Annotated in this window: 13 protein-coding genes; 8 read left to right on the top strand and 5 right to left on the bottom strand. The window is 36.4% G+C overall.

From position 1 onward, the window contains the following. Positions 1-79 precede the first annotated feature (79 nt). Positions 80-1,036 carry a hypothetical protein gene (locus tag FJA49_RS15795; RefSeq protein ID WP_140002008.1) on the bottom strand — a complete coding sequence of 319 codons (957 nt, stop codon included), beginning with the start codon at positions 1,034-1,036 and terminating at the stop codon, positions 80-82. Between the two features lie 100 nt (positions 1,037-1,136). Between FJA49_RS15795 and FJA49_RS15800 the strand changes: the two genes are divergently transcribed. Next, a complete protein-coding gene (locus tag FJA49_RS15800; RefSeq protein ID WP_140002010.1) occupies positions 1,137-1,715 on the top strand; it encodes a hypothetical protein in 579 nt (192 codons plus the stop codon). Further along, positions 1,708-2,322 carry a hypothetical protein gene (locus FJA49_RS15805; RefSeq protein WP_140002012.1) on the top strand — a complete coding sequence of 205 codons (615 nt, stop codon included), beginning with the start codon at positions 1,708-1,710 and terminating at the stop codon, positions 2,320-2,322. Before FJA49_RS15800 ends, FJA49_RS15805 begins: the two co-directional genes overlap by 8 nt. A 66-nt stretch (positions 2,323-2,388) precedes the next feature. Here FJA49_RS15805 and FJA49_RS15810 read toward each other — a convergent pair whose 3' ends face one another. From FJA49_RS15810 to FJA49_RS15825, 4 genes are all read right to left on the bottom strand, one after another. Beyond that, on the bottom strand, positions 2,389-3,069 hold the full coding sequence (locus tag FJA49_RS15810) for a hypothetical protein (RefSeq protein ID WP_140002014.1): 681 nt from the start codon (positions 3,067-3,069) through the stop codon (positions 2,389-2,391). Between the two features lie 301 nt (positions 3,070-3,370). After that, positions 3,371-5,536 (bottom strand): polyribonucleotide nucleotidyltransferase, encoded by a 2,166-nt coding sequence (locus tag FJA49_RS15815; RefSeq protein ID WP_140002016.1) that lies wholly within the window; start codon positions 5,534-5,536, stop codon positions 3,371-3,373. Between the two features lie 151 nt (positions 5,537-5,687). Then, on the bottom strand, positions 5,688-5,957 hold the full coding sequence (gene rpsO, locus FJA49_RS15820; protein ID WP_140002018.1) for a 30S ribosomal protein S15: 270 nt from the start codon (positions 5,955-5,957) through the stop codon (positions 5,688-5,690). A 186-nt stretch (positions 5,958-6,143) separates the two neighbouring features. Continuing rightward, positions 6,144-6,599 (bottom strand): GAF domain-containing protein, encoded by a 456-nt coding sequence (locus tag FJA49_RS15825; RefSeq protein WP_140002020.1) that lies wholly within the window; start codon positions 6,597-6,599, stop codon positions 6,144-6,146. Positions 6,600-6,675: 76 nt separating this feature from the next. On the opposite strand from FJA49_RS15825, the gene xrtF reads away from it, so the two are divergent. The 6 genes from xrtF (at position 6,676) to FJA49_RS15855 (ending at position 12,310) form a co-directional block, all read left to right on the top strand. Beyond that, entirely contained in the window at positions 6,676-7,224 is a 549-nt protein-coding gene (xrtF, locus tag FJA49_RS15830; RefSeq protein ID WP_233590192.1) for an exosortase family protein XrtF, read from the top strand. Then, complete coding sequence (locus tag FJA49_RS15835; RefSeq protein WP_140002022.1) at positions 7,208-7,663, top strand: exosortase F system-associated membrane protein; 456 nt, start codon at positions 7,208-7,210, stop codon at positions 7,661-7,663. Before xrtF ends, FJA49_RS15835 begins: the two co-directional genes overlap by 17 nt. A gap of 53 nt (positions 7,664-7,716) precedes the next feature. Further along, positions 7,717-8,142: an HYC_CC_PP family protein gene (locus FJA49_RS15840; protein ID WP_140002024.1), complete on the top strand. Its 426-nt coding sequence runs from the start codon at positions 7,717-7,719 to the stop codon at positions 8,140-8,142. Between the two features lie 65 nt (positions 8,143-8,207). Beyond that, on the top strand, positions 8,208-10,457 hold the full coding sequence (locus FJA49_RS15845) for a TonB-dependent receptor plug domain-containing protein (protein ID WP_140002026.1): 2,250 nt from the start codon (positions 8,208-8,210) through the stop codon (positions 10,455-10,457). A 31-nt stretch (positions 10,458-10,488) separates the two neighbouring features. Further along, positions 10,489-10,830, top strand: coding sequence for a heavy-metal-associated domain-containing protein (locus tag FJA49_RS15850; RefSeq protein ID WP_140002028.1), 342 nt, complete (start codon positions 10,489-10,491; stop codon positions 10,828-10,830). Between the two features lie 139 nt (positions 10,831-10,969). Further along, entirely contained in the window at positions 10,970-12,310 is a 1,341-nt protein-coding gene (locus FJA49_RS15855; protein WP_140002030.1) for a hypothetical protein, read from the top strand. Positions 12,311-12,361: the final 51 nt, after the last annotated feature.

Raw genomic sequence — 12,361 nt, forward strand, 5'->3', positions numbered from 1 at the left:
GTATTCAGGTAGTTATACGTATTGAGTTGCAAAAAAGTTACAAAAAAGTAAATAAAATATTTTTATTTTTATCTGTATGTTATATCTCTAAGTCTAACTTGTTGATTTTCTGTAAATAAAAATCAATTTTCTGATGTCCTTTTCCAAAGAAAATTTTTCGGTCGCGGGTTCCAGACAGGTTAAGAGACTTGGAATTTTTGATTTGGTGCAAGAAATATTCAGAGGCATTGTGGCAAGTCGATTCATCTTCGGTGATAAAATATCCAAGCATGGTGTAAGGAATAAACAATGATTTTTTCTCTGCATTAGATAAAAGCACATTGTTATTCAGGATTAATAGCTCGTTATAATAAAGATGATATCCTGATGAGTTTTTGCTGGATTTTTCTTCTGCCTTCTGCAAAATCTTTCTCACATCTTCATACAGTAGCTGTGCATTGGCTTGAGACAGCAATCCCGATTCAAAAAAATATAAGATTTGCTGCAGCGTACTGTTGATAGTTGTATCATTCCATATTTCATGAACTTCGGTGTTATCATATACATTCTGGAGCTGCGAGCTATAAGCCAAAAGTGACTGGTCTAAAACAAACTTTTCAAAATGGTCCTGATTTTCGCTACCTATGAGTAGGTTGAGCCATACATATAACTTAAACTTTGAAAGTAATGTTCCGCCAATAGTATAAAAAAGCGGAATGTCTTTCGAAGAATAAAACATCTTCGAGTCGGTGGCATACGATTTCAGGTTTTGTGCCGACTGTTTAAAATAAAGTGCTAAATCTTCTGACGAACGTATTTCTTTTGTCTTTTCTGCAACGACCTGGTTTTCTTTTCCGCCAAATATCTTATCCATAGAAATGGAGAAATGCTGACAGAGTTTTATAGTTTCCTCAATTGAAAATTTGCTTTTTGAAGAAACTCTGCGGTGCGAAGCGTCATAGCTTATTTGCAATACGGTGGCTATTTCTTCAATTAAAGAAGAATTCTTATGTAAACGCTTCCTTATGTTTCCTAATAAAATCGTTTGGTTGTCCATGGTTTTTGCGATAATCACAAATGCTAAAGTACGAAATATTGTTTAGCACAATAATATTTGCGATAAACAAAAGAATTTTGGGCTATTAAACAATGTAATCATGAAAAAAAGAATTGAAAATTTTTACGGCTTCGAAAAACGACTCTTGAGTTGTTTGAAGCGAAATTGGCCAGTTTTATTTGTGTTCTGTATTGCGTCCTGTACGATTCAAAACACGATTAATCGAGATGGTTATAAAAGTATTCCCCCAAAATTTTCGGGTAAATTCTATGACCAATTGGATACGCTCCGGGTTCAGTATGATAATCGGATTTCTACCTCGAGTTTGATGAAGAAGATATCCAATATTAGTAATGTCGATTATTCAAAGCCTATTCAGATAGATATAAAAGATAAGGAACTGTTTGTAAGTTATGATGATGCCCAGGCAAAACGACATGTCTTGAAATTTTATGGAAAGCGATATAAGAACAAATTCGTTTTTTATACCAACTATGAAACGATTTCATTTCCAATCATTTTTATATCCAAAGAGATGACAAAATATTCTATTTATTTACCTAGTGACAAAGAAATAATCTTTGAAATGTACAGTGTGAATGAAGCAGCATTACTGTTTTTTGGAGGAGGTAACTCTCACGGATCCGATAATAAATTTAAACTTTTGCCAAATGAATAAAATGCTTTTTTTGGTTTTGATTGCATTCCAGATGAGTGCGCAAGACACCATTGTTTTTCCAAAAGTAGACTTGTATAAAAGAAATATTGTGGAAGTAAGTTACGGAACTCCGCTAGGTGCTTTGGCTGATAAATATGAAAGTTCAATTAATACGGCTTATTATATGAGAACAAAAATAGCAAGACGCCAGTTTATCGATTTTGGTGCTGAACTTAGCGGTATTGTAAAAGGAAAAAGTGTTTCGTATAAATGGAATAATGAAGATATAGTGCTATCAGGAAGCAAATCTTCGTTTTTATTAGGTTTCAGATATACATGGTTTTTATACCAATCTCCTAATGAAAATTTCCACATTGAATCAAATTCCGGAATGGGTTGGAAATACCTGCATTATAGCAAGCCTGAAGGAGAAGAATTCGATAAAAAGGATATTAAACCTACGCTTCATACAATTGCCTTTTCGCAAGGCGTGAAAATCATGTTTTATGGATTTGGTGTTCATTGCAATTATAACTACGCACCTTACGGTTTATTCAATTCAAAAGCCGAACGGAATTTTGGGGCATCTTCTATAAATATCGGTTTGTCCGGAAGCTGGAATTTTTAACCAGAGAATAAAGTGTTTATTAAAAAAAAGTGGCTGCCTAATAGCAGCCACTTTTTTGGTTTTTAATTATAGAGATGGCTCAATATGATTAAAGGGTTGGTCAGAAGTGCTTTTTAAGGTGTTGCTTTTTGCCGGTACAAATTTTCCGCTAGCCGAATTATAGGTTATGGAAATATCTGTAACGCTACCTCCAAATTTTAATTCGGTCATAGGTGATGTTACCATGGTGACAACTGAATTGCTGACAACTTGAGATTGTAGCCAGATGTAAATACTCGTGCTTGGGTTCATTATCGCATTGCTTTGCATTAATACGGGGATTGCAGAAATAGCATTGCTAGTTATGTCAATTCCGTTAACTGAGGCATTCTGATAAAGACCAGCTGTGATATATGGCAAGCCGGCATATTGATTTGCGAAAATAAATGCATTTGGAAATCCTCCGTCGTGAGGCCCTGATATTGCACCGTAATTTTGTAATATATATTGTTTCCCCCTTTCGATTCCTATAGGAGTGTTGGCTAATTGACTTAAAACGGCACCATTTCTAATAGGAGCTGTTGATGCATATATTCCATATTCTTCTTTCCAGGATACTGTGTTAGACTGCAAAGGTTTGAAAACCTGCCATGCAACAGATGGTGGGCGTCCGTCTGATGATTTTGCAATGATAACGTTTGTGCCTGTTGCATATAAAATTCCTAATTGCTCTGATGTAAATGCGACTTTTAAATTGAATTGTGACATAATTCTAAGATTTAGTGGTTGTCCCTACTCATATGGCTTTTCGGTGTCCGCCGTTATTGCTTATTTTGCTTGGTAAAAGTAAAGGCAATACGGTTTTTTACAGAAGAAAAAGGTACGAGCAGGAAAATTCATGTCATGGAAGGGAGGAAAACGAGGCATGGGTTATGAGAATAAACCCGGTACTCAGGAATATCGGTTTTTGATGTGTAAGATATTAGGCATAAAATACCTATAATTTAAAAGCCCCATTTCAAATAAATGAAACGGGGCTTCAGTTGAATTAACCTTATATAAGAATTAATTATTTTTTGTCCTCTCCTTTTGGAGGTCTTTTTGTCTCGTCTCTAGGAGGTCTTGGTAATAAAGCTTTTTTCGAAACTTTTTCTTTTCTGGTTTTTGGATCAACTCCAAGGTATTTCACCTCGAATACATCACCCATTTTTACCACATCAGCAACATTTTCAGTTCTTTCCCAAGCTAGTTCCGATACGTGAAGCAATACTTCATTACCTGGAGCAGCTGTATATTCTACTACTGCACCAAAATCAAGCATTTTGATAACTTTTACTTCGTATGTTCCGCCCATTTCCGGTTTGAAAATGATAGAGTCGATTTTTGCCATTACTGCTGCCATTCCGTCTGGATCTGTTCCAAGGATTTCAACAACGCCTTGTTCGTCAACTTCATTAATAACGATAGTTGTACCCGTAGCTTTTTGTAATTCCTGGATTACTTTTCCGCCAGGTCCGATCAATGCTCCAATGAAGTTGCCAGGAATAATTCTGGTAACAATTTTTGGTGCATGTTTCTTCACTTCTAATTTTGGAGTTGCAATAACTTCAGTCAATTTTCCTAGAATGTGCAAACGTCCATCACGAGCCTGCTCAAGAGCTTTCTCCATGATGTCATAAGCAAGACCTTCGATTTTGATGTCCATTTGGCAAGCTGTGATTCCGTCAGCAGTTCCTGTAACTTTAAAGTCCATGTCACCCAAGTGATCTTCATCACCTAAGATGTCAGACAATACAGCCCATCTTCCTGTTTTATCATCAGAAATCAATCCCATTGCAATACCAGAAACTGGTTTTGTCATTTGGATACCAGCATCCATCAAAGCTAAAGTTCCAGCACATACTGTAGCCATAGAAGAAGAACCATTAGATTCTAAAACTTCTGAAACAATTCTTACTGTATATGGGCAGTCTGCAGGAATCATGTTTTTCAAAGCACGTTGTGCTAAGTTTCCGTGTCCAACCTCTCTTCTTGAAGTTCCTCTTAGTGGTTTTGCTTCACCTGTAGAGAAAGGAGGGAAGTTGTAGTGTAGGTAGAATTTCTCTTCGCCTTGTTCTGATGGAGTGTCAATTTGGTTCGCTTCTCTTGAAGTTCCCAAAGTTACAGTCGCCAAAGCTTGTGTTTCACCTCTTGTAAACAAAGAAGATCCGTGAACAGATGGAAGGTAATCGATTTCACACCAGATTGGTCTGATTTCGGTAGTTTTTCTTCCGTCAAGACGTAGTCCTAATTGAAGGATAACTTCTCTTACCGCTTCTTTATTAACTTTTGAATAGTATTTTGAGACAAGATCTCCGTTTTCTAATAATTCTTCTTCAGTAAAAGCAGCTTTTACATCTTCTTTTACTAAAGCAAATTTTTCAGAACGTTCGTGTTTTGCAGTTCCTTCCTGAGCGATAGCAAAACATCTGTCGTAAGCCAATTCTCTTACTTTATCGTAGATAGCTTCGTCATTTCGTTCTTCTTCGTAAGTACGAATTTCTTTTTTGCCAACAAGGTTTTGCAATCTTTCTTGAGCTGCGATCTGGATTTTGATAGCTTCGTGTGCAAACTTGATAGCTTCAACCATTTCTTTCTCTGAAATCTCTTTCATTTCACCCTCTACCATTGCGATAGAGTCTTTTGAAGCTCCAATCATCATGTCGATGTCAGATAGCTCCAATTGTGCGCGACTTGGGTTGATTACGAGTTTTCCGTCAATTCTGGCAACACGTACTTCTGAAATCAAAGTTGAGAAAGGTACATCTGAAACTGCTAATGCTGCTGATGCAGCCAAACCAGCCAAAGCATCTGGCATTACAGTTTCGTCATGAGACATCAACTGAATCATTACTTGTGTTTCTGCATGATAGTCATCTGGGAAAAGCGGACGCAAAACACGGTCAACTAATCTCATAGTAAGGATTTCACTGTCGCTTGGACGAGCCTCACGTTTGAAAAATCCACCAGGGAAACGACCTGCTGCAGCAAATTTTTCACGATAGTCAACTGTTAAAGGTAAAAAGTCAACTCCAGGAGTTGCTTTTTTTGCAGATACTACGGTAGCAAGCAACATTGTATCTCCCATTCTTACTACTACAGATCCATCAGCTTGCTTTGCCAATTTTCCTGTTTCGATTGAGATGCTTCTGCCATCTCCTAAATCGATAATTTCTTTTGAAACTTGTGGAATCATAAAATTTTCCTCTTTTTGATTAAACAATGGGTTTTAGTTGTGTTGTAGTTGTTGTTGTGTGTAGTTGTCTAAAACCCAATGAAAAACCAAACTTTTTTTCAGCAATATGTAAAAACAAAAAGAGGCGCGTGAGCACCTCTTTTCTATTGAATTATTTTCTAATATTCAATTCTTTAATAATCTCACGATATCTGTTGATCTCTTTTTTCTTTAGATAATCAAGCAAGCTTCTTCTTTTACCTACTAGTAGTACAAGTGAACGCTCAGTGTTGTAATCGTGACGATTTTTCTTCAAGTGCTCAGTTAAGTGACCAATTCTGTGCGTGAATAACGCAATTTGTCCTTCTGCTGAACCTGTGTTTGTAGCAGATCCTCCGTGCTTAGCGAAAATTTGCTCTTTAACTTCTTTAGTTAAGTACATGCCAATATTTGTTTAAATGATTATTATGTAATGAATAAGTTTTTCTTATTCGAGTGCAAAGGTAATATTTATTTTCAGAAAAAATAATTTTCAGAAAAAAGATTTGAAAAAATACGGTCTGTAGATTTTCTTAAGTTTAAACTGCTGATAATTAGATTTTTTGGATTTGCTTAGGAATTGGAGCGCTTAAAATAATTTGGCTACTTCAGCATTTACAAACTCAAGGAAACGTTCGTCCATTTCTGTAAAAGGATCCAATATATTGGAATCGATATCAATCTGTCCGATATTTTTCCCTTCAACAAAAAGAGGAATCACAATTTCAGATTTTACCGTAAAGCTGCAGGCAATATAGTTGTCTTGTGCTTTTACATCCGGCACTACAAAGTTTTGGTTGGAAACGGCCACTTGTCCGCAAATTCCTTTTCCGAAAGGAATAACAGTATGGTCCGTAGGTTCGCCTGCATAAGGTCCTAAAATCAGTTCTTCTTTGTCACCATTCCTGAAATAGAATCCAACCCAGTCGTAATAGTCAATATTGTCTTTTAAGAGGTGGCAAATTTGCATTAGTTTGTCTTCTCTTAAAATGTCTTTATGGTGGAGTATGTCCTCGACCTTAGGTCTTAATTCTTCAAAAGTCATAATGATGGTATTTTACTATACAAAAGTATTTAATTACGGAAAGCTAAAATTGTATAGTTTTGTTAAAAATATTTTTTTGAAAAGCTACTTCGTTCAATACCGGCCCTTTTTTATATTTCTACTCAAGTTCTTTCTGACTTATGGAGTGCTGATGTTTGTATATCAGCTGTATCTCAATAGTTTTGATGCCGAGAAGTTTGAAGCAGACAGTTTTACGGAACTTGTCGCTACCCAGACTAATGGTGTGCTCCATCTTTTTGGGCAAGATACTTCCATAGCGCCACATGAATCGCAGCCGTCCGTAAAACTTTTTTTAAACGGCAAATTTATCGCAAGAGTAGTAGAAGGCTGTAATGCGATGAGCGTCATGATTCTTTTTGTGGCATTTGTAGTTGCTTTTAAAGGAAAGACAAAACAGACAATCGTGTTTGTGCTGGCAGGAATTCTGATTATTCATATATTAAACATTCTTAGAATTGCGTTGCTTGCCATCGCATTGTATCATTATCCGGAATATGAGCATATCTTACATGGCGTTGTTTTTCCGCTGTTTATTTATGGAGTAGTATTTGGGTTGTGGGTATTGTGGGTTCAAAAATTTTCATTGCATGCAAAAGCTTCTTAGATATAAAAAAGAAATTGCCTTATCGCTAGTGCTGGTTTTTCTGCTGGCGTTGGTTCGGGTTTTCGAGGAGCTTTTTTACGATCCGTTTCTGGCTTACTTCAGAAGTGATTATTTGAAAATGCCTTTTCCGGAATACGACTCCCTTAAATTGTTTTTCAGTCTTTTTTTGAGATATGCCTTGAACAGCTTGATTTCAATTGCTATCATTCAGGTTTTGTTTAAAGATTTCGGATTGTCAAAGTTTGCAGGTGTTCTATACCTGGTCTTTTTCATTATTTTAATAGTGGCCTTTTTTTCTATTCTTAATTTTTCCAATCAGGAAAACAACCTCTTGCTTTTTTATGTGCGAAGGTTTTTAATCCAGCCACTATTTTTGTTGTTGTTTGTTCCAGCCTTTTTTTACCAAAACAAGATTTCTAAAAAAAATAACAATTCTTAAATAGTTTTGTGTGGGCAATTTTAATAATTTTGCAGCTGACAATTTATAAGTTGATGAATTTAAGAAAGAGCACAAGTTTGATTTTAGCACTTTTCCTGTTGGTTTCCAATATGGGATTTGCTTTCAATGTGCATTTCTGTGGCGGAGAGGTTTCTTCGATTTCTGTGGCTTATAAAATTTCTGAAGTATGTGCCTTACCTAAAAAGGAAACTACTGAAAAGAAGTGTTGTGCTAAAAAAGCAGAAGAAGGAAAAAAATGCTGCTCTGATAAAAAAGTTGAACTTAAGAAAAAATCAGAACAGGTTGTTGTAAAAACTTTTTCGTTCCATTCCGGACCTGCTGTTATATTCCAGGATTGGAAACCAGTAGTTTTTGGAAAGCCACTTCAAACTCCAAAACAAGAAAACATTGAATATTATTGCGATGCCAATGCACCGCCCTTATTCAAGCTCTATTCCCAGTACATTTTCTACGCGTGATTTGATAGATAATTCCGGAAAGCCTTCAATGGCTTAACTATAATTATACTATTAAATCATTTTTTATGCAAAAACAATTCATACTGCTGTTATGTCTTATCGTTTCTGCCACTTCTTTTTCACAAGAGTTGAAAGGAAAAATAACAGAAGCATCTGCTACAGGACAGCCAATCATAGGAGCCAGCGTACAATGGCTCGATACCCAAATAGGTACAACTACAGACGAAAATGGAAACTTTTCCATTTCTTATAAGCCTGAATTTACAAAACTCGTAATCAGTTATGTGGGATTCACAACCGATACGATTACAGTAAGTTCGTCAAATTTCATCAATCATGTTCTTGTCCAGAATAATGACTTGGAAGAAGTTACCATCAGCAAAGAGCGAAAAAGTCTTCAGAAATCCTATATGAAGACTGCCAATGTTACTACAATGTCCAGTAAAGAATTACTAAAAGCGGCTTGTTGTAACCTGGCAGAAAGCTTTGAAACGAATCCATCTATTGATGTTAACTTTTCGGACGCTTTAACAGGGACAAAACAGATTAAAATGTTAGGTCTTACAAGTCCTTATTTGGTAATTACGGAAGAGAACCTTCCTTCTGTAAGAGGCGCTTCGCAGGCTTACGGACTTTCTTTTACGCCTGGAACCTGGGTAGAAAGTATTCAGATTACCAAAGGTGCAGGGTCTGTTGTCAACGGTTTTGAAAGTATTTCAGGACAAATCAATACAGAATTAATTAAGCCAGTAAATGACATTCCTTTTTTCTTGAATGCCTACGGTTCTACAGACAGCCGTTTTGAGCTTAATACCCATTTCAATAAAAAAGTTTCCGACAAATGGAGCACAAGTTTATTCCTTCACGGTAATGCCAGATTAGGCAAGAACGACATGAATGATGACGGCTTTTTAGATAATCCGCTTTCAAAGCAAATCAACGTATTAAACAGATGGCAGTATACGGATATGGAAAAAGGTTGGGTAAGCTTTTTGAATTTCAGATATATGAATGATGAGAAGCAAACTGGAGAACTTGATTTTGATAAAAACCGTGATAAATTCACAACAAATTATTGGGGTTCTGAAATCAAAACACAACGTTATGATGTTTCGGCAAAATTGGGTTATGTTTTTCCGGATATGCCATATCAGAGTATCGGATTCCAGACCGCTTTTAATGGACATGATCAGGAATCTTATTTCGGACTAAACAAGTACGATATCAACCAGAAAAGCTTTTATTCGAATCTGATTTTCAATTCCATTATTAACAATACGCTGAACAAGTTTGCAACAGGATTGAATTTTACGTATGACAAATACGATGAGTTTGTTGGCGTTCCAAATATTTCAAGAGATTTTAACCGAATCGATAATTCTGTGGGTGCATTTTTTGAATATACCTATGATAATACTACAAACTTTAGTTTGGTTGCCGGTGCCAGAGTTGATAACCACAACCGTTTAGGAACTTTTATTACGCCAAGAATCCATGCGAGATACAATCCGTGGGAAAAAGCGGTATTGAGAGCATCAGCAGGAAGAGGAAAACGTTCGGCTAATATTTTTGCAGAAAATCAGCAACTTTTTGCCAGTTCAAGAGTTTTTGACATATTGAATACAGGAGGCAAAATCTACGGATTGGATGCGGAAATTGCATGGAATTACGGAGTCAGCTTTATGCAAGGTTTCACACTTTTCAATAGGCCGGCAGAAGTTACTTTTGATTTTTACAGAACCGATTTCCAAAATCAGGCAGTTGTAGATTTGTATGCCAGTCCGCAACAGGCTTTGTTTTATAACCTGGACGGGAAATCATTTGCCAACAGTTTACAGCTTGATTTTAATTATGAATTGGCAACGCATTTCAATTTAAGAACGGCTTATAAGTTTTATGAAATAGAAACAGATTACCTAAGCGGAAGCGCACAAAGACCATTACAGGCCAAACATCGTTTCTTTGGTAACTTAGAGTATGAGACGCATATCACGGATAAAGGACAACAATGGAAATTCGATTTTACCTACAATTGGCTTGGAAAACAACAGTTGCCAAATACTGCGTCAAATCCTACATCTGACAGGCTTCCAGACTATTCACCGTCTTTTTCTCTGATGAACGCACAAATCACCAGAACTTTTTCTTCTACCTTTGAAGTATATGTGGGTGGTGAAAATATTGGAAATTATAAACAAGACAAGGCAATTTTGGGTAGTGATAATCCTTTTGGGCCGAATTTTGATAGTTCCATAATCTATGCGCCAATTTTTGGACAGATGTATTATGCCGGATTGCGATTCAAGATAAAATAAACTTAAAGTAAATAACGATAAAAATAATAGTATGAAAAAAATAATGATAATGCTTTTCATTTCCCTAGTTGGATTTGCAGCACAAGCACAAGAGAAAAAGAATAAAAATGCAAAGCATACCGTTGAAGTTAAAGGCAATTGTGAGATGTGTAAAAAACGAATCGAAAAAGCTGCTTTTTCTGTTCCGGGAGTAAAATCGGCTAATTGGGATATTGGAGACAAGCAGTTGCATCTTATCCTGAATGAAGAAAAAACATCAGATGAGGAAGTACAGAAAGCTATTGCAAAAGTAGGGCACGATACTGAAAAAGTAAAGGCGACTAATGAAGACTACGAAAAGCTTCATACTTGCTGTGCTTACGAAAGAAACTAAAAATGATAAAAATACCTTGGAATTTTTTCAGGGTATTTTTACATCAGTTGTCTGATGAAATAAGGTAATAGATATTAAACAGATTGGAGGAATCCTGTCAGGATTTAGATATTGGGATTGAAATAAATAATTATATAGGATGAAATCATTGAAGTATTCATTAGCCTTTTGCGGACTAACGGCTCTTTTTTCGTTGCAAAAAATTCAGGCACAGGAGCAACAGCCAACAGAAGAAAAACCAAAACATGAATTTTGGCACGATAAGAAATTGTACCTGAATGAGGACGGTTCCAATTATCTGAAGTTCGCGATGCTTTCTCAGGTTTGGATCAGAAATCAGGAATATAATCCGGGAACTACAATTTTTGATTCACCAAAAACTGCCGGAACTGATATCGGTATTCGAAGATTCAGGATTCAGATGTACGGACAGGTTGCTGATCGTGTTTTTATTTATGGGCAAATAGGACAGAATAACTTCAATAATGTTTCTGATAGAAAACAAGGTTTTTTTATCCACGATGCGTTGGGAGAATATGCTATTGATAAGGGAAAATTGTCTTTGGGAGCCGGTTTGTCTTCATGGACAGGTTTGTCTCGATTTTCTGCTTCTTCTGTAGGTTCTATTATGGGTGTCGATATTCCCTTGTTTCTGGAATCGACAAATGATGTCACAGATCAATTCGTAAGAAAGCTTTCGTTTTATGCAAAAGGTAAGCTTGGTAAATTGGATTATCGGGTAGCTTTTGCACAGCCGTTGGCAATACAGAAAAGTTCTGGTTATGTTGCGGCAATAAGTGAAAGGTCGAATTTTTCTCCAAAGCCGCCTCAGATGCAATACAATGCGTACTTCCAATACCAGTTTAAGGATCAGGAATCCAATCTGACGCCCTATGCTACCGGAAGTTATTTAGGAAAAAAGAAAGTATTGAATGTAGGAGCCGGGATAGTATACCAGCAAGATGCCATGTGGCATAGAAATGCAGTGAATGATACTATTTATACCGACATGCTTCATTTGGCAGTAGATGTTTTTTATGATGCGCCAATTGGTTCAAGAGGTGAGGCAATAAGTTTCTATGGCAATTTTACACATTATGACTTCGGGACAAATTATATCCGAAATGCAGCACCTATGAATCCTGCTAATGGAAACAGTGATCCTACTGTTTTGAATGGTAGCGGAAATGGTTTTCCAGCCTATGGAACAGGAAATGTTCTATATGCTCAATTGGGCTATAAGCTTAAAGATAATCTGATAGGGACAACGACTTTAATGCCGTATGTTGCGATTCAGCATGCCCATTATGAAAGATTAAACAAAGACATGAGTTTTTATGATATTGGTGTAAACTGGCTGTTAAGCGGACAGACTTCAAAGTTTACAATTTCCTATCAGAATCGCCCGATATATAATACTTCGGGCAATCTGACAGACCATAAAGGAGCTTTTATTGCACAATACCAGGTTTCTATTTAATTAGTTAGTTGGTTGGTTTTAGTTGGTAAAATCCGAAGCTTAGGCTTCGGA

The sequence above is a fragment of the Flavobacterium microcysteis genome, from assembly GCF_006385255.1.
Lineage (GTDB): Bacteria > Bacteroidota > Bacteroidia > Flavobacteriales > Flavobacteriaceae > Flavobacterium > Flavobacterium microcysteis.

Coding starts and splice junctions, on each gene's coding strand:
- FJA49_RS15795 (WP_140002008.1), bottom strand. CDS start 1,036: ATGGACAACCAAACGATTTTATTAGGAAACATAAGGAAGCGTTTACAT.
- FJA49_RS15800 (WP_140002010.1), top strand. CDS start 1,137: ATGAAAAAAAGAATTGAAAATTTTTACGGCTTCGAAAAACGACTCTTG.
- FJA49_RS15805 (WP_140002012.1), top strand. CDS start 1,708: ATGAATAAAATGCTTTTTTTGGTTTTGATTGCATTCCAGATGAGTGCG.
- FJA49_RS15810 (WP_140002014.1), bottom strand. CDS start 3,069: ATGTCACAATTCAATTTAAAAGTCGCATTTACATCAGAGCAATTAGGA.
- FJA49_RS15815 (WP_140002016.1), bottom strand. CDS start 5,536: ATGATTCCACAAGTTTCAAAAGAAATTATCGATTTAGGAGATGGCAGA.
- rpsO (WP_140002018.1), bottom strand. CDS start 5,957: ATGTACTTAACTAAAGAAGTTAAAGAGCAAATTTTCGCTAAGCACGGA.
- FJA49_RS15825 (WP_140002020.1), bottom strand. CDS start 6,599: ATGACTTTTGAAGAATTAAGACCTAAGGTCGAGGACATACTCCACCAT.
- FJA49_RS15835 (WP_140002022.1), top strand. CDS start 7,208: ATGCAAAAGCTTCTTAGATATAAAAAAGAAATTGCCTTATCGCTAGTG.
- FJA49_RS15840 (WP_140002024.1), top strand. CDS start 7,717: ATGAATTTAAGAAAGAGCACAAGTTTGATTTTAGCACTTTTCCTGTTG.
- FJA49_RS15845 (WP_140002026.1), top strand. CDS start 8,208: ATGCAAAAACAATTCATACTGCTGTTATGTCTTATCGTTTCTGCCACT.
- FJA49_RS15850 (WP_140002028.1), top strand. CDS start 10,489: ATGAAAAAAATAATGATAATGCTTTTCATTTCCCTAGTTGGATTTGCA.
- FJA49_RS15855 (WP_140002030.1), top strand. CDS start 10,970: ATGAAATCATTGAAGTATTCATTAGCCTTTTGCGGACTAACGGCTCTT.